18 protein-coding genes are annotated in these 24,874 nt (G+C 54.6%); 7 read left to right on the top strand and 11 right to left on the bottom strand.

What is annotated here, in order from left to right:
- Positions 1–95 precede the first annotated feature (95 nt).
- Both FPZ49_RS08685 and FPZ49_RS08680 read right to left on the bottom strand, forming a co-directional pair.
- Positions 96–1,571 carry a glycosyltransferase family 2 protein gene (locus FPZ49_RS08685; RefSeq protein WP_144845583.1) on the bottom strand — a complete coding sequence of 492 codons (1,476 nt, stop codon included), beginning with the start codon at positions 1,569–1,571 and terminating at the stop codon, positions 96–98.
- A 24-nt stretch (positions 1,572–1,595) separates the two neighbouring features.
- Positions 1,596–6,734: an Ig-like domain-containing protein gene (locus FPZ49_RS08680; RefSeq protein WP_144845581.1), complete on the bottom strand. Its 5,139-nt coding sequence runs from the start codon at positions 6,732–6,734 to the stop codon at positions 1,596–1,598.
- Positions 6,735–7,007: 273 nt separating this feature from the next.
- On the opposite strand from FPZ49_RS08680, the gene FPZ49_RS08675 reads away from it, so the two are divergent.
- From FPZ49_RS08675 to nagA, 3 genes are read left to right on the top strand one after another with little or no spacing between them, the layout of a single operon-like run.
- Entirely contained in the window at positions 7,008–7,865 is an 858-nt protein-coding gene (locus tag FPZ49_RS08675) for a MurR/RpiR family transcriptional regulator (protein ID WP_144845579.1), read from the top strand.
- A gap of 5 nt (positions 7,866–7,870) precedes the next feature.
- A complete protein-coding gene (nagB, locus tag FPZ49_RS08670) occupies positions 7,871–8,599 on the top strand; it encodes a glucosamine-6-phosphate deaminase (RefSeq protein ID WP_144845577.1) in 729 nt (242 codons plus the stop codon).
- Entirely contained in the window at positions 8,599–9,783 is a 1,185-nt protein-coding gene (gene nagA / locus FPZ49_RS08665) for an N-acetylglucosamine-6-phosphate deacetylase (RefSeq protein ID WP_144845641.1), read from the top strand. The genes nagB and nagA overlap by 1 nt, the downstream gene beginning before the upstream one ends.
- Before the next feature lie 79 nt (positions 9,784–9,862).
- On the opposite strand, the gene FPZ49_RS08660 is transcribed toward nagA, so the two are convergent.
- From FPZ49_RS08660 to FPZ49_RS08635, 6 genes are all read right to left on the bottom strand, one after another.
- A complete protein-coding gene (locus FPZ49_RS08660; RefSeq protein WP_144845575.1) occupies positions 9,863–10,438 on the bottom strand; it encodes a hypothetical protein in 576 nt (191 codons plus the stop codon).
- A gap of 351 nt (positions 10,439–10,789) precedes the next feature.
- A complete protein-coding gene (locus FPZ49_RS08655) occupies positions 10,790–11,950 on the bottom strand; it encodes a UxaA family hydrolase (protein ID WP_144845573.1) in 1,161 nt (386 codons plus the stop codon).
- A gap of 66 nt (positions 11,951–12,016) precedes the next feature.
- Entirely contained in the window at positions 12,017–12,331 is a 315-nt protein-coding gene (locus tag FPZ49_RS08650; RefSeq protein ID WP_144845571.1) for a UxaA family hydrolase, read from the bottom strand.
- 21 nt (positions 12,332–12,352) lie between these two features.
- On the bottom strand, positions 12,353–13,261 hold the full coding sequence (locus FPZ49_RS08645) for a fumarylacetoacetate hydrolase family protein (protein WP_144845569.1): 909 nt from the start codon (positions 13,259–13,261) through the stop codon (positions 12,353–12,355).
- Positions 13,262–13,298: 37 nt separating this feature from the next.
- Positions 13,299–14,072 (bottom strand): SDR family NAD(P)-dependent oxidoreductase, encoded by a 774-nt coding sequence (locus FPZ49_RS08640; RefSeq protein ID WP_144845567.1) that lies wholly within the window; start codon positions 14,070–14,072, stop codon positions 13,299–13,301.
- Between the two features lie 48 nt (positions 14,073–14,120).
- Positions 14,121–14,870, bottom strand: a complete 750-nt coding sequence (locus FPZ49_RS08635; protein WP_144845565.1) for an IclR family transcriptional regulator — start codon at positions 14,868–14,870, stop codon at positions 14,121–14,123.
- 182 nt (positions 14,871–15,052) lie between these two features.
- Here FPZ49_RS08635 and FPZ49_RS08630 point away from each other — a divergent pair, with 182 nt between their 5' ends.
- From FPZ49_RS08630 to FPZ49_RS08615, 4 genes are all read left to right on the top strand, one after another.
- Complete coding sequence (locus FPZ49_RS08630) at positions 15,053–16,768, top strand: ABC transporter ATP-binding protein (RefSeq protein WP_144845563.1); 1,716 nt, start codon at positions 15,053–15,055, stop codon at positions 16,766–16,768.
- A 316-nt stretch (positions 16,769–17,084) separates the two neighbouring features.
- Positions 17,085–18,044, top strand: coding sequence for an AAA family ATPase (locus FPZ49_RS08625; protein ID WP_144845561.1), 960 nt, complete (start codon positions 17,085–17,087; stop codon positions 18,042–18,044).
- Positions 18,045–18,083: 39 nt separating this feature from the next.
- Entirely contained in the window at positions 18,084–19,220 is a 1,137-nt protein-coding gene (locus tag FPZ49_RS08620; RefSeq protein ID WP_144845559.1) for a DUF58 domain-containing protein, read from the top strand.
- Positions 19,217–20,566, top strand: coding sequence for a DUF4129 domain-containing protein (locus FPZ49_RS08615; protein WP_144845557.1), 1,350 nt, complete (start codon positions 19,217–19,219; stop codon positions 20,564–20,566). The genes FPZ49_RS08620 and FPZ49_RS08615 overlap by 4 nt, the downstream gene beginning before the upstream one ends.
- A gap of 75 nt (positions 20,567–20,641) precedes the next feature.
- On the opposite strand, the gene FPZ49_RS08610 is transcribed toward FPZ49_RS08615, so the two are convergent.
- The 3 genes from FPZ49_RS08610 to FPZ49_RS08600 form a co-directional block, all read right to left on the bottom strand.
- Positions 20,642–22,168 carry an extracellular solute-binding protein gene (locus FPZ49_RS08610; protein ID WP_144845555.1) on the bottom strand — a complete coding sequence of 509 codons (1,527 nt, stop codon included), beginning with the start codon at positions 22,166–22,168 and terminating at the stop codon, positions 20,642–20,644.
- A 181-nt stretch (positions 22,169–22,349) separates the two neighbouring features.
- Entirely contained in the window at positions 22,350–22,841 is a 492-nt protein-coding gene (locus FPZ49_RS08605; RefSeq protein ID WP_144845553.1) for a GNAT family N-acetyltransferase, read from the bottom strand.
- A gap of 15 nt (positions 22,842–22,856) precedes the next feature.
- Positions 22,857–24,665, bottom strand: a complete 1,809-nt coding sequence (locus FPZ49_RS08600; RefSeq protein WP_186445691.1) for an ABC transporter substrate-binding protein — start codon at positions 24,663–24,665, stop codon at positions 22,857–22,859.
- Between the last annotated feature and the right edge of the window lie 209 nt (positions 24,666–24,874).

Raw genomic sequence — 24,874 nt, 5'->3', positions numbered from 1 at the left:
ATTGGAACGACAAAAATGCACCCCTAGAATTTCCATCGGATTACCACTCGGGCTCCCATGTCCTTTTCTATGAGGTGCATTGGTTTCGTTCTGCTCTACTTCGATCGTCCGTCTGGTCGGTTCATCAGTTCCTGCAGCTTCCGGTACTGCTCTTCCATCCGCTGCAACGGCTTATGGATCTGGTGGACGTAAGGGGCACGGGCTTGCACTTGCTGGTACATCTGGGTAGCGTCTGCGAATTTGCCTACGGAACGCGCGATGTCGGCGAGCGATACGTCCGCTTTCCACTGGGCGATCTCGTGGTCCGGAGAGACAGTGCCGCGGTACCGCTTGAAGCTATCCTTGGATTGCCGCAAAAGCTTCTCGGCTTCCCGATGCAGCTCTGCGCCCCGGTGCAGCTTCGCGGTGGCTAAGTAAAATTGGGCGTCCGGGAAATCGGCATCCAGCTCGAGTGCCTTCATGCAAGCCTCTTCGACTTCATCCCACCGGCGAGCCGCCAAATGAATTTTGGCCTTGAGCATCAAGGCATCCAGCAAGCGCCCGAAGCGCGGCTGGTGCAGCGCGGTCTCTTCCGTCCTGCGAATCGCTTCAAGCGCCTGCTCCGTTTGCCCTGCCGCCAGCGACTCCCGGGCATAATACATCCACCAGCCGGGGTTGTCCGGCTCTTCCTTCACCATCATCTCAAGCAGCCTCAGATTGCGGCTGATCTTATCCTTCTGCTTCACGATATCCGGCTCGTACCCGTCGTGCAGCAGTCGAATCCGAACCGGCTTCCGATAGGTCACCTGCGAGTAGATGCTCCCTTCCCTCGGACCAACCTGTTCATGCACGCGACCGTGATAGCGGAGCCCATATCGAAGCGGGAACATACGAGTCTGCGAAAATTCATGCCGTACGGAGCCCGCGATCCGATTCACCTGCCAAATGTACAGCACCGAAGGCACATCCATATCATCGTACAATCCGGCGACTTCGCGCACGGCTGTCACATCATCCGGGTGCAGCTCTTCATCGGCATCGATCCAGAGCACCCAGTCCGTGTTCATGACAGCCAAACCGGCATTGCGCAGCGCAGAAAAATCGTTGTTCCATGATGTTCGTACAATTTTCACACCAGGAAACTCAGCAGCAATCGAGGCTGTAGCATCCTTGGATTCGCAATCCACCACGACGATATCATCGACAGCTCCTTGCAGACTGGCTAAACATCGGCGGATCGTTCGCTCTTCGTCCCGAGCAATGATGCCGACGGTCACGGTCACGCGTTTGACCTGCAGCAGCTCATCGATGTCTGCGCGTGAGGGTCCTGGTTGTGTGCGCTTCAGCGCTTGCTCCACCTGCTCCACCCAAGCCGCTTCCGGGTCCAACAGCCACGCTCGGCCAAACGTCTTGCGTGCTGCATGGCCGTAGCCTTGGTGCAGCAGCGCTTCGCCTAGCAGCGTCCACGCCTGGGGAGCCAGCGGGGCTCTCCGAATTTCTTCGATTGCCCCCCGCTCAGCTTCGGTGTAGCGTTGTTCTTTTAGGGCTGCAATTATCGACTCGTAATAGCGCTCCGCTTGGGCTGTTCTCATGGCCTCTCCTTCATATAGCTGTGTCTAATTTAGCTGTGGCTGGTAATAGAACTGATAAATCGTTGCTTCACCGGAGCCGTCATTGAATTGGGATTTGATTATAATTTGAGCTGGGGCATAGCCCTGAGACGGATTGTGGACATTCACATCCAAAGCACCGGGCTGCGTGCTTTGAGTAACATCGGCTGTTATGCCCACCCCGTAATAATCTAGCACCTCTGTCGTTAGGCTGCTCAACTCATTCGTCTCATTAAACGGATTATTTACGGTCACTGTAGACCCCGACGTTATCGGATAATCTGCTGTAATCTTTAGGATATCAATAACCCCTTGATTTCCGAGAGTATCTGATCCGACGATCACCACGTTGGAGACTCCGCTATAGTAGTACGATTCAAAGGTCAAATCTTTCCAATCCTCCGATGTAATAGCAAACACGTTAGAATCGTAGGAAGTACTAGCTGTGAATTTGGTTGAAGCATTCAGATTGCTGTAACGCTTGTACATGTCTTTTAATGTTAATTGGGTGCCGATCCCGATGCTCTTGTCTTTAGGTGTCAATGCCGCTGTATCCGAAGGGGTAAATGTAACCGTCTTCGATGCGGTCAAACCGTGGCTATCCGTTACGGTGAAATTAACGGATGCCGGCATCGATCCACTAGGCGTTCCGAAGTGCAGCAACGTCGAAACCTCACTGTCCAAACTGATCCATCCAGCTCCAGAATCCACGATGCTTGCTTGGATGTTAAACTCGTCTCCTTTGTCTGGGTCTTCACAGAGCTGATAAAGATCTAGCGTAAAATCTTGAGCATCAGCCTGCACAGCATAGCTGCTAGCGAGCACTTGCGGAGCGCGGTCGTACTGGAAAGTATAATTCGCCGACACCGTCTCGCCTCTGCCATCCTTTGCTACTACCCTAACCGAAATAACATCTGTGGCCTGTGGTACGTAACCATCGACCTTTTTCAGTTCAAGCTCATTGAATTCATTAATATTCACCTTGTAACCACTTGGTAGAATTGAGTTCGCCTCATCGATCGTGTAGGTAATCGCCTCTTCGTCTTCATCATAAAAGTTATAATCTAAAAAGACGGATTCCAGCGTGCTGGTATCATTCTTATCAATAAAGGTTACGTGCGGATTACTATCCTCCACGCCAGGTGCATGATTAGGTGCTAATAGATTAATGCTAAGCGTCGTTGTAGCGCCCTTCGAATCCTGTACATCTACGGCGACGGTATAATTCCCAAAATGACCTTGCATGTAGCCCCAAACACTTAAGAAAGAACCTGACACAATAGCTGCCTTTTGCAAAATATCCGGGCTGGTCTTCGATTGGTTTATTGTAAAGGTCAAACTGTCATTGTCAAGGTCGCTCACATAATTGTCTATATTTTCATAAAAATCCATATAACCTTCGCCAGTGCTATACTCGAATGTTAACCCTGAAGCAACAACCGGCTTATGATTTCCATCCGACGACTCCAGAACATAGGTTGCTTCGACCTTGCCCTTCAATTCATCTTCGGCAACGATCAGGAACCTCGGCGTCTCCCATGCCTCAATGCTTCCAGAATAGATCAGATTCGAGCCCGACACGAAAGCCGTGAGCCCTTCAGGAATCACCGAGCCTTCCGTAGCCAGTGTGAAGTTCAACGCATCATGATCTGCGTCGGAGAAGTTGTCGAGCAAATTAATCGATGTTTCAGGTATGGTTACGAGTCCTTCTGAAGCTGCCGGATAAGTTAAATGATACACATTTTCGGTAACCGAAGGATTTTGATTGACCTTCGGATTCAGAGTATAGGTAGCGCTGCTTGAGAGCCCCATTAAATCCGTAGCTGTCACGGTATAGGTCAATACAGGGCTGCCGGAAGGCATTCCAGCAAAAGATAATACTCCATTTCTAACTACTGTCTCCAGTGTATTCGTACTAGATGGGGTCACATTAAAGGTAAGATGATCCCATGCATCCAAATCTGCATCTTGGAAATTTCCCGATAAATCGAAGCTTGGCGTTTGGATGGCAGCGGATGTGCCTGACCCTAGTCTGTACTCGCCAACGATCTCAGCATTCGTCACCGTTGGAGCATGATTAACTGCAATAGGATAGTCCGCGGACACGACTCCACCCCGACCGTCACTCGCCTTAACAGTGAACGTGGTCCCGGAATGCAGCGTGCCTCCAAAAGAAAGTACAGAGCCGCTAATTGTAGCTGTAACATCTGCGCTAGTGTCTGGTGTAACTTTGTACTCCAGCGTATCGCCGTCCAGGTCATTAAAGTTTCCTGACACGTCGATAGATGCGTTAATGCTGCCTTCATTGAACATTAGACCGCCATAAGTCTGATGCGTTACTGTCGGCGCGTGGTTTACCTTGAAGTTATAAGTCGCCTTCATGGTCCCGCCGCGATTGTCGTCCGCCGTCACGATAAAGGTCGCATCTCGTTCCAATTGACCGCCTAACAACAGCATAGAGCCGCTGATCTGCGGGTTCAATCCTCCAGCATCCATTGTCGTGTAACTGTACTCAAGCTGATCTCCATCCGGATCGGTGAAAAAGTGCGACAAATCGACCGAATTCACTGCGCTACCTATTAGATAAGTTAAATTGTATGTCGCTTCCGTCACTGTTGGTGCGTGGTTCACCTTGAAGTTATAATTCGCCTTCATACTACCGCCCTGGCCATCTTCTGCCGTCACGATAAAGGTCGCATCACGATCCAATTGACCACCTAATAACAGCATGGAGCCGCTGATTTCAGGATACAGTCCACCAGCATCCGTTGTCGTGTAACTGTACTGAAGCTGATCTCCGTCGGAATCGGCGAAATCGTTTGCCAAATCGATGGAATTCACCCTGCTGCCTGACAGATATGTATAATTATAATTCGGCTCCATCACCGTCGGTGCGTGATTCAGCTCCGCAATGATGTGATACTCCGCCTGCGCCGTTCCGCCGTGCCCATCGCTTGCCGTAACAGTAAACGTCGCATCGGATGGCATTTTCTCGTTGAACATAAGCAGCGAGCCGCTGACGATTGGGTTGAAGCCCGAAGGCAATTGTGGTGTAACCGAATATTCCAACCTATCGTTGTCCAGATCCGTAAAGTTTCCGGATAAATCGATCGATTCCACATAGCTTCCTTGCTTGGATGTAAAGCTGAACACCTGCTGCACCGCCGTCGGAGCATGGTTTGCAGGAGCTTGCGCGTTGAAGTAATAATACGCCTCAGCAGTACCTCCCTTGCCGTCGTATGCCGTAACAGTAAAGGTCACGTCCGAGTTCAGCTTGCCGGTGAAGGATAGGTTCGATCCGTTAAGCTCTGGGCTGATATCTCCAGCGGTTGATGACGACGTGATCGTGAACTGCAGTGCATCCCCGTCCAGATCCTTAAAGTTTTCGCTCAAATCAAAGCTTAATTGTACGAAATCGCCTTGCGGATAAGTAAAACCGTAGGTCTGCTGCGTTACCGTTGGCGCGTGATTCACTGCCGCAGCATTGAAATAGAAATAGGCGCTAGCAAAACCGTACCTGCCATCGGTAGCGGATACAATGATGGAAGCATTCCGCTCCAACTGACCACCGAAGCTTAGCGTAGAGCCGATGATCGTTGGAATGAGGCCTCCGTCATCAGATGTCGTATAGCTGTACTGGAGTGGATCCCCGTCCGGATCGTTAAATAGTTGACCCAACTCAAACGTGGGCAGCTTAGTAGTACCTACAGGATAGTCAAAGCTGTACACCTGCTGCGACACCGTTGGAGAGTTATTGGGAGTCGCTGTAATTTGATAAGTTGCCGTTATTTTCCCGCCGCGGTTGTCATCTGCCTTCACTACAAAAAAGGCGTCGGATAGCAGCTTGCCGGTAAACGAAAGCATAGAACCGCTTATGGAAGGATTAAGGCCTCCGCTATTGAAAGCGCTCAAAGAATAACTCAGCGCATCGCCGTCCGGATCGCTGAAATTACTCGCCAAGTTGATCGGATGCACCATATCGCCTTGTCTGTAGACTAGACCGTACGTTTGCTGTGTCACTGTCGGCGTATGATTACCAGTCGGCGCTGTACTGTTAGGGTTCAGAATCACCAAGAACGGATTCGAGTATCCGCCCTTATTATCCCTCGCCCATACGCTAAATTCCGTAGGGTTGTTGCTCATCACACCAGAGAAAGTTAGCGTAGAGCCATACACACTCGCTGTGACCCCGCCGTTAACTGGTGGAGTGACGGAATACGTAATCGGATCCCCATCCGGATCCATAAAAAACGGGCTGAGGTTAATAGGAGCAGGCACCGTACCAAGCGGAGCGTAGACACTGTAAGTAGCGGTAGCTACCGTCTGTGGGTTGTGATTAGGCACGAGCGTCAGGAACTGAACGGCCGACAGCCCCGCACTATCCGTCGCTGTAATCCGGAAGGTGGCACCCGCCGTTCCTGCTATTAAGTCCCCCGTGAACGTGAGCTCATTCCCAGTCACGGAGGCCGTCACTCCCTCACCGCCCGGAATGACAGGCTCAGCCTGGAAGGTTAGCGAGTCTCCATCCGGATCTCGGAATATTTGCGCCAAACGCACCAAAGCCTGCGAACCAGAGTAGGGAATTTGAAATTGAAACGTGTTCGGCGTTGGCGCGTGGTTCACTTTGCTGACCGCCGGTTCTACCTTATTGAGTACGCCGGTCGCGCCGTCTCGTGAAGTGATGGCGCCTGGATTGTTGTTCATGAATCGGACGAGATCAATGACATCCAGCTTCCCATCGGCTCCCGGATCGATGACTCGGACGTTAAAGCTTTCGCTGACCGTGCCGCTGCCCAGCGTGACGGTAAACGTCGTCATCCCCGGGTGGTCCAGGTACAATTCGAGCTTGCTGCCGAACTGCGCTTTTTTGACAATCTCGGAGTTTGTAGCCACTACATTAAACGTGCTAGTTTCGTTTCCCGGACCGAAGTAATCCGCTAGATTTAGACTGAAAGTCTCACCCGGCACGCCAGTGATATCTTTGATCGGCAGCAGCGTTACCGGAGGAGCAGCCTGGGCTTCAGCAGCACCCAACGAATAGAATGCCGGTCCCACCGACAATGCAGCAGCCAGCAATGCTGTCATCGGCTTGTGAACATGGCGCTTTCCTCGCTTCTTATGGGCAGGCTCTTTGCGTTTCGACATATTTCACCTCTAGTAGACATAGATAGTTTTATTTTACCATGGAAATAAGAGAATAGGACTACATTTTACAAAAAACGAACGCGTTTCATGACTTTTTCATCTATTTTCGACTGGAGTAATTTGGATTGCTGCTCAGGGAAATAATAGCTGGGGCGGCGGTGCAAATCGGTTGCATAATTGCCGTGCATTGGATATGATAATGATGTAAATAATTTTCTTCATTCATTTAAAATTAAGTAAATAAATTTAACGCAAAATTAAGGTGATCCGTCCATGTCCAGCATTTTGCAGGCGATCCGTGAAAAACAACCCGCTCTACACCGCAAGGAACAAGAGCTGGCGCAATATCTTTTGGACCATGCTCATGAGGCCGTGCACCTCAGCATCACGGAGCTTTCTGAGAAGTCGGGTACGAGTACAGCGACGGTTTCGCGGTTTTGCCGCAGCTTTTTGTTTAAGGGGTATGCCGATTTTCGGATGAAGCTTGGTGCCGAGCTCGTACAGACACCGGGGCAGAACTCTTACCAAGACATCGTTGCGGGCAATTCGCTGGCCAGCATTGTGCAGGCGATCGAGTCGAACCATCTGCGCTCCATCTCCGATACGACACGCCAGCTGGATTTGAGCGAGCTGCGGCGCGCAGTTGATGCCCTCCGCTCCGCGCGGCGAATTGATCTGTACGGGATGGCCACCTCCGGCATCGTTGCGCTGGATTTTCAGCAGAAGCTGGTGCGAATCGGCAAAATGGCCCAGCACTGGTCCGACTCCCACATGCAGATCACGGCGGCTTCCAGCCTGTCCAAGGAGGATGTCGCGGTCGCCATCTCCTACTCCGGCGAAACGCACGAGACGATTGATGCGCTGCAATGTGCGAAAGAACGCGGGGCGCTGACCATCTCGCTGACCAAGTTCGGCATGAATCGGCTGTCGCAAACGTCGGATATCCGGCTGTTTGCCTCCTCGCTTGAGGAAGGGATGCGGCGCGGCGACATGGCCTCCAGAATCGCGCTGCTGCATGTAATCGATATTTTATTTACTGCGCTTGTAAGTGAACAGTTTGACGAATACGTCCCGCTGCTCGAGCATTCGTACCAGCAGGTGAAAAAATACCACAAAGAAAGCAGGAAATAGCTCGTATGAACATTTTGACCTTTCGCTCGAATGAAGAGCTGAACAAAGCAGGCGCCGGAATTTTGACCGGGATGCTGCAAACGAATCCGCGTGCCATTCTAGGGCTGGCTACAGGCAGCACGCCGATCGGAATCTATGAAGAGCTGGTGCAAATCTACCGCCAAGGGCTCGTCAGCTTCTCCAAAGCAACGACCTTTAACTTGGATGAGTATGTCGGCTTGGACCGCTCCCACCCGGAAAGCTACTACTATTTCATGCAAAAGCATCTGCTCGGACATGTCAACGTTACTCCGGAGCAGTGCCACATCCCTAACGGTATGGCCACGAATCTGGAAGAGGAATGCCAGCGGTACGACAGCTTGCTGGAGCAGGCGAAGCAGATCGATCTTCAGCTGCTCGGACTTGGCCATAACGGCCATATCGGCTTTAACGAGCCGGATCATTCCCTGATCCGCGGCACGCACGTCGTTAAGCTTCGCGAGCAGACGCGGGAGGCGAATGCACGCTTTTTCAACACGCCGGAGGAAGTGCCGAGCCATGCGATTACGATGGGTGTCGGAACGATTCTCAAAGCGAAAATGATCCTGCTCGTGGTCCGCGGTATCGATAAAGCAGACATTGTAAAGCAGGCCTTGCAAGGACCGATCACGACGGAGGTTCCAGCCTCGCTGCTGCAGACCCACCCGCATGTCGTCGTCCTATTAGACTCGGAAGCGGGGAGTAAATTGGCATGATGAACACAGCAGCGGAACTTATCATTGTAAATGCTAAAGTCGTAACGCTTGATAGCACCATCGAATCGGGCTTCGTCAAGGTGTCCGGAGGGCGGATTCAAAGCGTCGGCTCCATGGATTCCCTGAGTGAAGCGGATCGCAGCTCCGCCGCGGAGCTATTGGATGCCAAAGGCAGCTGGCTGCTGCCCGGTTTTATTGACGTGCACGTGCATGGCGGGTATGGTCACGATTTTATGGACGGTACGCAGAAATCGCTGGAGGGAATTACTCACTTCCACAGTCAAAACGGCACCACGACCATGCTAGCTACCACGGTGACTGCCTCCCGTGAAGCGATTGATCGGGTGCTTGAATCAGTGGATGCTTTTACACGCCGTGAAGGCGGAATGCCGCATGCCAAGCTTGCAGGGGTCCATTTGGAAGGCCCGTTCATCAGCCCGAAATGGCCCGGCGCCCAAAATCCAAGCTTTATCGTCCCTCCTCAGTCCCAGTGGATGCGCGAGTGGATCGCTCAATACCCAGACTTGGTCAAAATGATGACGCTGGCGCCGGAAACGGATGGCGCGCTGGAGCTGATCCGCTTGCTGTCCGAGCAAGGCATTGTTGCCGCGTGCGGGCATACGGACTCGACTTACGCGCAAATCGTTGAAGCGGTACAGCATGGCCTAAGTCATGCGGTGCATACGTTCAACGCCATGAAAGGCCTGCACCATCGTGAGCCGGGCGTCGTCGGCGCCGTGCTGACTCAAAAGTCAATTTCCGCGGAAATTATCGCTGATGGGCATCACGTTCACCCCGCCTGCATCGGACTGCTGCTGCAATTGAAAGCGCCGGACCAGCTGCTCCTCATCACCGATGCGATGTCTGCCGCGGGACTCGGCGACGGCGATTACTCGCTCGGCGGTCTCGATGTCGTCGTGAAGGACGGCGTCGCCCGCTTGAAGGACGGGAGCAGCCTCGCCGGCAGCACGCTGACGATGGTCGATGCGCTGCGCTACGTGGTTCGCCACACCGGTACCAGCGTCGAGCTGGCCAGCCGCTTGGCGAGCTTGAACCCGGCCCGACTGCTGGGCCTGGAGGAGACCACCGGCAGCATCACCGCAGGCAAGATGGCCGATCTGCTGCTCATTTCGCCCGAGCTGGAGCTGCAGCGCGTGTGGGTGGAAGGCCGCTTGATCCGGTAACCCTTTTTTTCCTTTCGCTTAACGCCAAAAAAACCCGGCCGCCTCCGCTTCTGCTCACGGTGCGCCGGGTTTCCTCTTTTTAAAATTGCTTGGAAGCAATATAATATCGCAGCTTATTCAAATCCTTGTTCGAGATGGCGTGAATTTCCGCCCCGTATCGAATCTTTTTCTCCAGAATATGCGCGTACCGTACAATTAGCTTCGGATGAATCGTCTCTTCGTTACAAATGATCATTGAGTCGTACACTTGGTTGAGTCGAATGGAAAAGTCGTCGATCTCAAATCCGAACCCGAGCCGGCTTACATCAGCAAACCGCACGGCGTACGTCTTGAAGTCCTTACTAATCGTCCCGAACGTATTGAGCTTGAAGCTGGTGAACACTTTGGACTCGTCCCGGTACAATTCCTCGAATGTTTTCATCGGCTGCTCGCCGATTCGGAATATTTCCGCTTCTTCCGGTGCTACAATCAACTTGGAGCCTGATCCCTGTATAACCCGCATATTCAGCCGCCTCTTGAAGTCATAGCAAACCACCGACTCCCCGTACTTAAACGAGAACGGTGAGGTCACCCGCAGCTCCATCACGTCGGCCCCTTCATACGCTACTCGTCCCTGACATACTCTTCCTTTATACAACATATGAATTTCCTTCATACGCTCACACCTCCTAGTTCCCTCTCACTATCCCTACTATACCGAGGAAATTTTTAGAAAGTTTAAGATATATATTAGGAGAGTTAGTCTTTGGACGACAAAATTCTACATGCAAAAGCAGCAGTGCTCCGAGTCAGAGTCAGTTCCCTTCGGTCGCTCTTGAAAATGGATTCCCACTAATTTATTAAGGAGGATGGAATCCATTTTCAAAGGCGACACGTAAACTCTGCGGGAACTACTCTGCTCTCCTCACTCCTTTTGCAAATAAACCTTTTTCCTCCAAAGACTGGAGGCGGACGGCAGAAAGGAAAACGCCCCTCCGATGGACGGAAGGGCGTAATATAGACAGACTTACAAGCTTGGGCCGATTCGGTTGATACTGAACTCGGTGTGGCCGAGGATTTCCGCCTTGGTCAGCTTGCCGCTGGTGACGGCTCGGATTTCTTCCCAAACGATGCTGCCGGCATCCTCCAGGCTGAGCGTACCTTCCAGCATGTCGCTGACATCGACGTCCATGTTGTCGGACATCCGCTCAAACATGCGCTTATTGCCGGTAATCTTAATGACCGGAATAACCGCCGAGCCCGTCGGCGTTCCGCGACCGGTCGTGAAGCAGACCAGATGCGCGCCGCCGGCCGCCATCCCGGAGACGCACTCGATGTCGTTCCCCGGGGAGTCCATGAAGTACAGCCCGTGCTTCGGAATGGACTCGGCGTACTCGATCACGCCCTCGATCGGGGCGTTGCCGCACTTGCTGATGCAGCCGAGCGATTTCTCCTCGATCGTGGACAGGCCGCCGGCGATGTTGCCGGGACTCGGGTTGCCGCCGCGCATGTCCGCGCCCATTCGCTCGACCTCTTTCTCGAAGCGGTCGACGATATGGTACAGCTTATCCGTCGTCTCCTGCGTCGAGCAGCGGGAAGCAAGCACGTGCTCGGCGCCGATAATTTCGGTCGTCTCCCCGATCACGACGCCGCCGCCCTGCTGAATCAGCGTGTCCGCTGCAGCGCCGAGCGCCGGGTTGGAGGCAAGACCGGACGTTGCGTCCGAGCCGCCGCACTTCACGCCGATGATCAGCTCGCTGAACGGCACCGGCTCCGGCTTCATGGCATCGAGCTCCGCGCGCATTTTTTTCGCCAGCTCTACGCCGTGCTGAATCGCTTTAACCGAGCCGCCGACCGATTGAATGTCGAACACCTCGACCAGCTTGCCGGTCGGACGAATCGCCTCAGCCAGCGCATGCGGATCCACGACCTCGCACCCGAGACTGATGATGATGACGCCGCCGACGTTCGGGTTGCGTCCTGTCCCTGCCAGCACCTCAAAGGTACGCTCCTTATCGGCGCCGATCTGGCTGCAGCCGTGCTGATGCGGGATGGCTACGGTTTCCGGCACCATTTGCATAATCCGGTTGCACACTTGGTTCGAGCAGATAACGGTAGGAATAATAAGCAGATGATTGCGGATGCCTACGTCACCGTTCGGTCTTCTATATCCCATCATGTGAGTCATGCTTCGTTCTCCTTCTGGTTGCAAAACCCTTGCAAGCCTATCCTATGCGGATCTTTATACATTTCATTATGCTTTCGCTTGATCTCCGCGTCCGCGAATGCCTTCCACATTGTGCACATGAACGTGCTGGCCGGCTTGAACAACCTCCGTCGTACGTCCGATCACTTCGCCGTACTTGCGAATGTCGGTGCCGAGCGGAATGTCGCCGATCGCCACCTTATGCCCGAAAGGCACCGGCTCGACCAGCGTCAGCTCCTTGACCTGATCCTGCAAGCGGTACGTAATCCGGTCACCCGCGTTCAAATCCTTGATCGCCGTGGCGACGTGATCGCGCGAATCCATGACCAACGCCTCGGCTCCTGATGTAATATGTCCTGCCATGTAGGGCTCCTTTTCCCGGCGTTATGCCTTTTCGTTCACCATACGGTTCGTCAGCGATCCAAGCTTCTCGATCTCGATCGTCACGACATCGCCGTCCTTCAAATAAACGCGCTTGTCTTCCGGATAGCCGAGCACAACCCCTTGAGGCGTACCCGTCAAAATAATATCGCCAGGCACCAGCGTCATGTGCTGCGAAATGTAGCTGACAACCTCATCACAGTGGAAAATCATATCCGACGTGTTCGAGTCTTGGCGAACCTCGCCGTTGACGATGCATTTGATGCTGAGATCGTTCGGGTTGCCCACTTCATCAGCGGTTACAAGGTAAGGTCCGAGCGGGCTGAAGCCATCGCATGTTTTGCCGAGCAGCCATTGCTGGGTGCGCATTTGCAGGTCACGGGCGGACAAGTCATTCACGTTGCAGTAGCCGAACACGTGGCTCAACGCGTCTTCTTTGGCTACATATTTAGCCTCTTTACCGATGACGATAACCAGCTCCGCTTCATAGTCCACTTGGCTCGTCACGCGAATCGGCAGCTCCACATCGTGTCCATGCCCTGTCAGCGTGTTGTTGAACTTGTTAAACAGAATCGGGAATTTCGGAATCGCCGCGTTCGTCTCGATCGCATGCTGACGGTAGTTCAGACCTACGCAAATGATTTTGTTCGGGTGGGTTACGCAAGGTCCAAGTGTCAGGTTCGCTTCGTCCAGCACATAAGCGTCGCTGCCGCCCGCTGCTAGTGCTTTGGAAACATACGCATCCAGAGCGCTTACCGCCGCTTGGCCGCCGTCGATCACTTCATGCACATTGCGCGCTACCGCGCCGTCCGCAGGAATGACCTCAAGCGCTTTGGAAATATGTACAATACCGCGGTCCGTTTTGACGCCGAGCTGCTGCTGTCCGTTTTCGATAAAAGTAAGCAGTTTCATATGAGTTCAGTCTCCTTAGAGTTTTATAGTTTATTGTTTAAACATTTTTGCCAAACACGACGCCGCCGTCGATATACAACGGGGAGCCCATCATAAACTTGGATTCATCGGAGGCCAGGAACAACGCCGCCTTGGCGATGTCGTCCGGACGAAGCAGATCGCCGCTGAGCTGGCGACGCTTAAGCGATTCGTAGCCCTCCTCCGGATTGGCGTACGACTTTTTCAAATAATCCTCTACAAACGGCGTCAGCACCGTCCCCGGCAGCAGCGCATTCACACGAATGTCGTATGGCGCGTAATCAACCTGCATCGACTTGGTCAGAGCCAGCACGGCGCCCTTGGTGGCGGAATACGAAGCTCTGCGAGCCAACCCGATCTCGGCTATGCACGAAGACATGTTGATGACAGAGCCTGCCTTGCGCTCCATCATATGAGGCAGCACGTATTTGCATGGCAGGTACACGCCGCGAATGTTGATGCTGATGACGCGGTCCCATGCATCCGGCTCCACCTCGTGAATCGCACCGACACCGCTAACACCTGCATTGTTAAACAGCACGTCGATGCGGCCGTACTTCTCGATGACGGTATCCACCATCGCCTTGACGGAATCCGGATTCGTCACGTCGGCTTGAATAAACATTGCGTCGCCGCCCGCTTGGCGGATCAGCTCGATCGTCTCCTGGCCTTTTTCCTCCAGCAGATCGTTGACGATTACCGTTGCGCCTTCACGGGCGAACAGCACCGCCGAGCTTTGGCCGATTCCGGAGCCGGAACCGGTAATGAGGGTAATCTTGTTCTGCAGTCTCAAGATCAGGTCACTTCCTTTGGCTTATATTAAAATGAAAAAGAATAACCGTTAGACGTGGGACAGCCGCTTGGCGAGCGCACAAATCTCACTAATTGCCAGCTCCCGCTTCTGCTCCCATTCGTGCTGGAACATCGAGCAGCTGATCGCTGCGACGACTTCACCGCTGCTTCCCCGAACCGGGGCCGCCACGCAGCAAAAGCCCATCACCGCCTCCTGCAAATCGAAGGCATACCCGTTCTCCCTCACCACTTGAAGCTGCGCCAGAAGTGCATCTCGGCTTCGCAGCGTCAGCGGGGTTAAGCAAGGCTCCAGCTCTTCGCTCTGAAACAGCGCTTTCAATTCCGCCTCATCAAGCCAGGCTAGCATCGCCTTCCCGAGTGCAGTCGAGTGCGCAGGCAGCTTCTTGCCGGGCTCCGAAGCCAATCGGACCGGCGAGGGCATCTCTTCCTTGGCTAAATAAAGCACCTCATGCTGCTCCAGCTTCGCTAGCTGAATCGTTTCCTGAATCACATGCTTGGTCACGGACGCTTCCTTCCGAAACCGGTCGATGAGACTGAACTGCTTGAAAAAAGCGTTTCCAATGTACCCCAGCTTGGAGCCCAAAGAGTAAGTGCCGTCCGACTCGCGTACGACCCAATCCAGCTCTTCCATCGTATTGAGCAGCGAGAACATCGAGCTTTTGTTAATGCCCAGCCGCTTGGAGATGTCGATCAGCTTCAGCCCGGACGGCTGCTCGGAGATCGTTAGGAGCACGTCGTTTGCTTTTTCCAGTGCCGGTACCCAATACTTCTTTTCCATGCTTCCTCCACACTGTGAGTTTAGTATACTAAACCAAGGTTTTGTATACTGACAACTTTATAGTACCATCCCCTGCCCAAATGCGCAATCCGAAAATATCGTGTGTTATAGCTGATTTTTCCCTTGTTGCCGTGCGGGTGCAGACCTTATAATGGCAAAAACCCAGCATGGAGCGTGAACCTATGATTCGTCGATTTTTTAGCTATTACCGGCCTTATACGAAGCTGTTCGTGCTAGACTTCGCTTCCGCGGTCGTTGCCGCGCTGCTGGAGCTTTCGTTTCCGCTGGCGGTCAAATCGATCGTCGACAACCTGCTTCCCGGCAAGGATTGGTCCCTGATTCTCTGGGCGTGCGTCGGCTTGCTCTTGATGTACCTGGGCAGCACCGGCCTGCAGTTTGTCGTAACCTATTGGGGGCATAAGCTCGGCATTAACATCGAGTATGACATGCGGCGGCAGCTGTTCGGGCATATTCAGAAGCTGTCGTTCCGCTTTTTTGACAACAACAAGACCGGCCACCTGATGTCGCGGCTGACCAATGATTTGTTCGAGATCGGGGAGATGGCTCACCACGGGCCGGAGGACGTGTTTATTGCGGTGATGACGCTGCTGGGCGCGTTTACGATGATGCTTTTCATTAATTGGAAGCTCGCCTGCTTGACGTTCCTCATCGTTCCGCTCTTGATCTGGCTCGTCGTGGTGTGCAACCTGAAGCTGGTGAAGGCGGCCAAGCAGATGTTCACCGATATCGCCGACGTGAATGCGCAGGTGGAGGACAGTGTGACCGGCATTCGAGTGGTGCAGACGTTTACGAACGAAGCGCATGAAATGGACAAATTTACGGTCAGCAACAGCAATTATCGGCGCGCCAAGCTGCATTCGTACCGGATTATCGCGTTCAGCTCGTCGGGAATGTACTTATTGATGCGGCTGATCAGCTTGTTCGTGCTGCTGTGCGGGGCGTGGTTCGTCGTGCGGGGGCAGCTGTCCTACGGGGAGTTCGTCGGGTTCCTGCTGCTCATCAACATTTTCTTCAAGCCAATTGAAAAAATTAACGCCTTTCTCGAAAGCTATCCGAAGGGGATGGCCGGGTTCAAGCGATTTCTCGAGGTGCTCGATACGGAGCCGGATGTCGCGGATCGGCCGGATGCAATCGAGGTGCGGAGCCTGCGCGGGGATATCGCGTTTCAGGGCGTGACGTTCGGCTACGAGGATCATGCGAAGGTGCTGCAAAGCGTCGATCTGACGATTCGCGCCGGCGAGACGATCGCTTTCGTCGGGCCGTCCGGCGCCGGCAAAACGACGCTGTGCAGCCTGCTGCCTCGCTTCTACGAGATCGAAGCGGGCAGCATCACCATCGACGGGATGAACATCCGGGCGATGACGCTGGCTTCGCTGCGCGGGCACATCGGCATCGTGCAGCAGGAGGTGTTCCTGTTCTCCGGCACGCTGCGGGAGAACATTGTGTACGGCAAGCTGGGCGCGACGGAGGCGGAAATTTGGGACGCGGCCCGTCGGGCGCGTCTGGAGGAGTTTGTGCGCTCGCTGCCGCTCGGCCTTGACACGCTGGTCGGAGACCGCGGCGTGAAGCTGTCCGGCGGGCAAAAGCAGCGGCTCGCCATCGCGCGGATGTTCCTCAAAAATCCGCCGATTCTGATCCTCGACGAGGCGACCTCAGCGCTCGACACGGAGACGGAGGCGGCGATCCAGCAGTCGCTCGCGGAGCTCGCCGTCGGCCGCACGACGCTCGTGATCGCCCACCGTCTGGCGACGATCCGCAGCGCGGACCGCATCGTCGTCGTGACGGAGCAAGGCGTCACCGAGCAGGGCCGGCACGAGGAGCTCGTCGCCTCGGGCGGCGTGTACAGCCGGCTGCATCGGGCGCAGTTCGGGACGTAGAACGGAACTTGCTCCTCATTGGGGAGCAAGTTTTTTTTATGCCACTGATGCACACGGGCTTTCGCGTTGGGATTAGCGGAACGGACTTCCGTTATTCGCTTGTTTTCACCAAAATCTTTGGTGTTAGGGCTCCGATAGCGGAAGCTAGTTCCTCTAATTTAAAAAATGCTTTCTCTGGAGATCAAATAGCGGAATGTAGTTCCGGTATCGAATGCCTATCCTCGCCCCTTTCATTTCATCTCGATTTCCTGCCGCTTTCCATATATACTGAATTTACCATCATTCTATCCCTTTATTGAAAAAGGAGAAATCACTCATGTCCTTCGCGCATATCAAAGAGCTGGCGGACCGCATTCGAAGCAACGTCAATCGCGTCATCGTCGGCAAAGAGGACGTCATCGACAAGCTGCTGATCGCGCTGATCGCGTCCGGGCACGTGCTGCTCGAGGATGTCCCCGGCACAGGCAAGACACTGCTGGCCAAAGCCATGGCACAGTCCCTCGGCTGCAGCTTTAAACGCATCCAGTTCACCCCGGACCTCCTGCCTTCGGACCTCAGCGGCATTCATTTTTACAATCAGAAGCTGTCCGAATTCGAATTCCGTCCAGGCCCGCTTTTCACCAACCTGCTGCTTGCCGACGAAATCAACCGAGCCACGCCGAGGACGCAATCGAGCCTTCTCGAATGTATGGAGGAGCGCCAAATCAGCATCGATGGCGAAACGCACAGCTTAGAGCGTCCATTTCTTGTTATCGCCACGCAAAACCCAATCGAGAATCAAGGCACCTTCCCCCTGCCGGAAGCGCAGCTGGACCGGTTTCTGTTCAAGATTAAGATGGGCTACCCGACGAACGAGGAAGGGCTGCAGATCCTTAAACGGTTCAAAGCAAGCAGTCCGCTGGAGACGATTGAAAGCGTTGCCGAAGCGGCGGATATCATCCAAGCGCAGCAAAGCTACTCCAGCGTGACGGTGTCGGATGACGTCCTCGCGTACCTGCTGCAGCTTGTGGAAAAGACTCGCTCCCACAGCGATGTCGCCGTCGGCGTCAGTCCGCGGGGCAGTCAAGCGCTGCTCAAGGCGGCTCAGGTGCATGCGATTTTACGCGGGCGGGACTTTGTCACCCCCGACGATGTCAAAGCGCTGGCCGGTCCGGTGCTGGGCCACCGCCTCGTGCTGAAGGCCGGCGTACGTTCACGCCAAGATGCCGTTCAGGCCATCCTGGACAAGATCCTGACGGACATTCCTGTGCCAGCGGAGACCGGCTCATTTTTGTAGCAGCAGCACCAGCTTCGGAGAATAGGACGTGAAGCGAAAATGGGTATTCATTGGTTTTTGTTCGTCGCAGTGCTTGTGGCTGGCGTGCAGGGCTGGCTGTTTAACCGGTTCGGTCAGCGGGGGCTGCGGTATGAGCGGTATTTTAGCGTGCGTTCGTGTCTGCCCGGTGAGCAAATTGAAATGGTCGAGCGCATATCGAACCGCAAGCTGCTTCCTGTACCTTGGCTGCGGCTGGAGTCGCTCATTCACGCCAATCTGAAGTTTGAGCGGCAGTTCAATCTCGATATTAGCGACGGGGTTATGTTTCAGAACCACCGCAGCTTTTTTAGCCTAATGCCCTACATGCAAATTACGCGTCGTCACCACATCACCTGCCTGAAGCGAGGCTGCTACCGTTTGAGTACGGCTACGTTGACGTCGGGGGATATGCTGGGGCTGAACCGTTCCAGTCAGCAGCTGACGCTCGGCGGGGAGCTGCTGGTCTATCCGCAGCCTGCAACGCTGGAAGGGATCGACCTGCCCAGCCACAGCTGGCAAGGCGATGTGACCGTGCGGCGCTGGATCGTCGACGATCCGTTCATGATCTCCGGGACCCGGGAGTACCGCTGGGGCGACCCGCTGAAGGGGATCAACTGGAAGGCCACCGCCCGCAGCGGCCGGCTTCAGGTGCATCAGCACGATTACACGGCGGAGCACCGGCTCCTGATCTACTTCAACGTGGAGGACCACGAAAAAATGTGGAGCCAAGTCAACAACGTCCCCCTGATGGAAAAAGGGATCGCCTACGCCGCCGCCTTCGCCCAGCTCGGCATCGAGCGCGGGATGGAGACAGGCTTCGGCACGAACGCCTACTCGATCGATGACCCGAAGGAGCCGGTCCGGGTAGAGCCGATGAACGGAGCCGCTCAGCTGGAGTTTCTGTTCGAAACGATGGCTAAGCTGATTGTGGCGCGGGCCGTGCCATTTGATACCTTCCTGGAGCAGGAGGTGGAGCGGATGGTCAGCGGGATGGACATTCTGATCCTTTCCGCCTACGTCGGGGAGAAAATGATTGCCCCGATCGAGGAGCTGCGCCGAAACGGGAACGCGGTGGACGTGTTTATTTTGGAGGGGGACGAGGTTGAGGAGTCATCCATGTCGTCCTCGTCCATGGAAGAGGCAGGTGTCGGGGCATGAAGGCTTATGCTGCTGCACTTGGTTTGGCCGTAGCCAAAGGGCTGGTGGAGCTGCTTCTGTTTTTTCCGGCGCTGTTCCTTGTTATCCTGTATGCGCTGCCGTCGGAACCGCCTATGCTGCGGTGGCTCTGGTTTGCAGCTTTGCCGCTCTGTTACGCGGTGGGCTATGCTGTGGGCGGCATCTCCGTACTGCATCAAAAGTACCGGCTGCATGGCTGCTTGATCGCGCTGGCTTTCGGATGGACATTCCTGTTCTTCGGCAGCAGCTATGTGCTAATCTACGGCTGGCTGTTCGTGTGGCTGCTCACCTATCGCGGGTCACAGATGACTCGGATGGCTTGGCAGGACTATTTTCCGGGCAGCTTTTATTTGCTGGGCATGATCCTCTATTTCGCTACCTCTGTTGTGACGCGAATCGTACCCACGTTTACGGCGGCTGAGTATGCAGCTTTAACTTGGTGCGGGATTGCAGCGCTCGCTGTCACGCTATTGATGGTGAATCAGGGCAATCTTCGCAAAGAAACGTTGTCCAGTAAAAAAGACGTCGTGCTCGCTTCCACCGTGGTTTTGCAAAATCGCATTCTGATCTCGATCGTGTTCGCGGCGATTCTCGTGTTTGCTCTGTACCGGCAGCTGGAGGAGGCTGTGATCTGGCTGAAGGATCAGCTGATTTTGGCGCTCTTGTGGGTACTCAGCCTGTTTGATCAGCCGAGTGGTCCCACGCAGTCGGATCAGCCGGCGCCTCCCCCGCCCATGGGTCAGGAGCCTCCCGGAGAGGCGGCCTGGTGGTGGGTGCTGCTGGAAAAAGCCGCTTTAATTTTCGCCTATGTGGTGGCAGCTGTTATGATTGTGTTTTTGCTGTACCAGCTGATTCGCGTGTTGGCTCGCTGGATTCGTCGAGCGATCTCTTGGCTGCGGGCGTACTTAGAGGAAGGCGGACTGCGGGACTCCGGCACCGGCTATCAGGACGATGTGGAGAGCCTGGTCGACTGGGAGGAGCTTCGCGACGGCCTTGCCGCCCGGTTCCGGCGGTTTTTTCAAGGCGGCAGCGGCAAGGAGCCGGGCTGGCATGAGCTCAAGGATAACCGCGAGCGGGTGCGGTTTTTGTATCGGGCTATGCTGGAGACGGGCGTGAAGGCGGGGTACCGGGTGAAGCCCCACTTGACGCCGAAGGAGACAGGCCGAGAGCTGGAGCAGTGGGAGCAAAGCCAGCGGAAGGCGGAGGCGGAGCCCCGCGCGATCGTGCCGCTGTACGAGCAGGTGCGGTACGGCGATCGGGACGTCAGCGATGCGGACGTCGCGGAAGCGAAGCGCAAGCTCGAGGCGGGCGGGCGGAAGCTGACTTAGCTCAACTCGGCGTGGAGAGCTCCAACCCAAAAAAGGGTCGCTGGAATTCAGCGGCCCTCTTGGTTTTCTTCACAATTACTTCTTGTTCAGCTTATTGTACTCGGCGGTATATTCATCAATCACTTTGCTGCCGCCGGCTTTCATCCACTTGTCTACTTCCGCCTGCCAGGCTGCATCGTCGATTTTGCCCATCACATACTTGGTTTGGGAATCGATCATCATGTTGTCGAGCTCGGCCCCTTTTTCCGTATAGGTAGGGGAATTCAGTGTCAGAGCAGGGTTTGGTACGGAATACTTCAGGTTTTCGTCCACAATCTTCCACATTTTATCGGTAAGCTCCGGGTTTTGCAGTGGGGACGCCTTGCCGCCGACTTCAAAGGATGGAAGCATATCGCGGTATGGCTTCACATCTTTCTGGAATGCCGTCAGATCCTTCCACTTCACTTTGCCGCCATCCGCTTTTTCATAATGAGTACCTTCGATACCTCTTGCCAGCAGGTTAGCCATTGGCGCATCCAGCAGCTGATCAAAGAACTTCAAAATGCGCTTCAGCTCCGCTTCGGTCTTGACCGACGATTTCGGGAAGACGTACAGCCCGTTATTCCCTGGTTCGCCAGGAAGCAGAATGCCCTTCGGACCTGTCATTGGGGCCACGTCAGTTACCGCACTCGGAGTGGACTTTTTGACCAGATCGTTATATCCCTCCGCCGTTGAAGCCACCGCAATCCGCAAGCCCAGCTTTCCGTTGTTCCACTTGTTGTCATTATCAGTCGTTTGAGCGACGGAGAAATCCTGGTTGATCAGCTTCTCGGCATACAGCTTGCGGAAAAGCTTGAGCGTATCCATGTACTCCTTCGTCATGAAGTCTGGAGTCATTTTGCCGTTGATCATACCCCATTTATTCGGCGCTCCCTGGCTTACGGCCAAACGGGTCATGGTATTGGCGCTGCCTGGTCCGGTGAAGCTTTTGTCCAGAAACAGCGCGTACGTATCGTTTTGTTTGTTTCCGTCCGGATCCTTGGTTGCGATCTCTTTGGAGACGTTATACCAGTCGTCCAGCGTAACCGGAACCTTCAGTCCCAGCTTGTCCATCCAGTCCTTGCGGAACACGATCCCCGCACGGCCGATATCACGGTACAGCGGAAGGCCGTAGATTTTTCCGTCGACTTTCACGTTGTCATAATACATTTGATTCAAAGCGGACAAGTTCGGGTAGTCCTTGAGCAGCGGGCCGATCTCATGGAATAATCCGTCGCGTGTGCTGTTTAAAGTCGACGCGTTCCACTTCAGCCGCATAGCTTTAGGGAGCTCTCCGGAGGCTACCATTACGTTAATCTTGTCATCAAAGGCGGCGGAAGGAATCCATTGGAAATCCAGCTTCGTATTGGTGTATTTCTCCATCGCCTGTTGGATCGGGCTGTCTTTGCCCGGCACTTCACCCACCTGCTGCACGACCAAGCTGATGGGCAACGGAGCCGCCGATTTGTCTTCCGCTGCAGCACTCCCCGTTTTGGCTTCCTCTTTCGCGCCGCAAGCGGTCAGCAGGGCTGTGGTCAGTACCGCTGCGCATAGGGGCTTCAGTATTCGTTGGTTTCTCTTCATGATGTGAACTCCTCCATACCTTTGCAGGTTTCTATATTTCGTTTCGTTGTTCAGTATGGAGGGAAAGCAAGGAACAAGCTATGTACATTTCCAAACCAATCCCCTATTTCTTGGAGAATAGGGTGTCTAATATGCTGGAACTAACCTTGAATCGTTCTTTGACAACCTCTTTGTGTCCAAATCATGGCGATCGAAACCGGTGAATCGGCCCGTCCCAGCCGTCTTCCCGCACGACCTCATACTGACCGCCGGTGTGCTCCGCGATCACCGTTTGCCAAAATTGACGCGCAGGCAGGTTCTCCTCCACCTGCTTCACGATCCAAAGCCCCTCAAACCTCCCGAACAAATGACAGGCGACTTGCTTGCCCAGGCCGGTGCGGCGATATTTTTTCATCACAAAAAATTCCGCCATCGAGTACATCGGTACCCCCTCCGCCGTCTGGTCGAACTGCCACACCAAGGCGAAGCCGGCCAGCTTCCCATCCACGCGCACGAGAAAGGGCGACCTCCGCTCCTCCGTCCAATAGTGATCCAAGTATTTATACTCATACCGTACGTGCTCGTTCATATCCAGCGACGAATCATACTCGCTAAAATCATACTTATACAGCTCCAGCAGCTGCCTCAGCACGGACTTCTCTTCATAGGCGGCCAACTGTATGGTCACGTTCATCGGTTAGTTCACCTCTCAGACATTTTGCAGCCAAATTTGTTTAAAATCGATCCACCCGAGCGAGTTCAGCGAAACGCCGCGCACCGACGGATTGTAATACGTGTTCAGTTCCTTAAATAACAGGAACAGCACGACGTGCTCGTGATTCAGCAGCGCCTCCAGCTCCCGAAACCGGTGCTTGCGATAATCCGGCGATGGAGAAGCGAGCAGGTCGGCGGCGATTTTTTCCATGCGGGCACCGATGTCATCGTTCATATGCCTCCGTATGAAGCCGTCCTTGCGAAGAAACAGCTCCAGCAGCGACACCTCGCCCTCATCGTTCACAAACTGATGCAGCACCGCATCGGCCTGGTCGATGTTCTGGTCCAGCACAATTTCATGAATTTCGTAGCCGGTAACCTCTACCTGAACCCCGAAGGCCTCGCACTGCTCCTTCACCCAAAGCGCATCGTTCAGATGCTTCCATGACACCGCGATCCGAAACGGCTCCCCTGCATACCCCATCTCCTCCAGCAGCTTGCGCGCGGCCGCAGGGTCATACGCATGATCCTCCATCGCCAAATACTCGTGCGGCTGCAGGCCGGAGGCGGGAAAACGCCGGTTTTCCCCGAGGGTTTCGATCATGCCTCGGCGGTTCATCAGGTGGTGCAGCGCTTTGCGGAAGCGAATATCACTTTGCGGTCCGTCCTTGCGGCCGTTGAACGTCATCATCGTACAGCCGTCGTTGATCAAATGAATTTCGCCCCAGTCGGGGCCTCGGCCGCTTTGCGCATCCGCGCTGACCCCGCTGTGAAAGCAAATGACCTGCTCCCAAGCCGGCAATTGAAGCTGCGCGAACTCCTCCGGCGGGATGACGAAAATTTCAACCCGGTCCAAATGCGCCCGTCCCTCGAAATACGTCAGATTCGTATCCAGCACATAGTGATTGTCCGTCAGCTCCTTCACCTGAAACGGCCCGGTGCCGATCGGCTGCCGATCCAGCAGCGCCTCGTTCCCTTGGACCCATTCGGCAGGCAAAATGCTGGTAGCTGGAAAGCACAAATACCGCAGAAACAAATGGTTCGGCCGCAGCAGCCGCACGCGAAGCACATAATCATCCGGCACGGCAATGTCGGCTACCTCTTGAAACAGCCAGCGGTGCGGCAGCGGATCGTTCACCCGCATTAACCGCCGAAACGTAAATGCCGCATCGTGTGCCGTCAGCTCCGCACCATGATGAAACCGGATCCCGCGCCGCAGGTAAAAGGTCCATTCCAGCCGCTCCTCGTTGTATTCCCAATAATGCGCCAGCTGCGGCTCGATGCTCCGGCGTTCCTGGTGAAAGGTCACCAGCGTATTAAAAATTTGCTTCACCAAATGAGCTTCGAAGGCGTAGAACATTTTGGCCGGATCGAGGGTGATCACCGAGCGAAATACCGGGAATCGCAAAATTTCCGTTCGCGGCCGATCCGACGCCGTTTCTTTCGTGTAGCCAAAATAGTCGGAGAGCCAGGCCATAAAGCGTGCTTTCGCGTCCGTCCCTTGGCCGTACTGCTCTAGCAGCTCCAGCGCTTCCTTCATCTGTCCCTTCTGCACGTGCTCCTTGGACAGCTCCAGCAGCAGCCCGCCTCCCTCTTGGAGAAACCGCAGCTTGGACAGATGCCCCCGGCCCCGTCCTGGCGTCCATTCGATCCAGCCGGCGGACTCGAGCTTTTTGAGAATCATCTTCACATTCCGTTCGGAGCACACCCATAGCTCGGTCAGCTCCGCCACCGTGACTTCCACCGGTGCTGCCGCAGAGCTGCCGTAAGCCTGCTGCAGCTGAAAAAATTGAATTTCGAGCATACGCTGCGTCACCCCCTTGGAAAATAGTACACCCATTTTACTCCAATGGGGCCCAAGCGGTACACCGCTAATTTGGTTAAAGTAGGGTAAGACGAGGAATTACTTCCTCGGACTCCCCGTCAAACCGTGCATGCGGATTTCCCGCACACGGCTTTCCTTCGTCAGTTCCCCATCTTCAGGAGTGAGTTGTCTTCACCCGTCGCCGCTGT

This window comes from Paenibacillus cremeus (assembly GCF_007786445.1).
GTDB classification, from domain to species: Bacteria; Bacillota; Bacilli; order Paenibacillales; family NBRC-103111; genus Paenibacillus_G; species Paenibacillus_G cremeus.
Note: the sequence above shows the minus strand (reverse complement) of the source record. Positions and strands in the feature narration are given on the sequence as shown.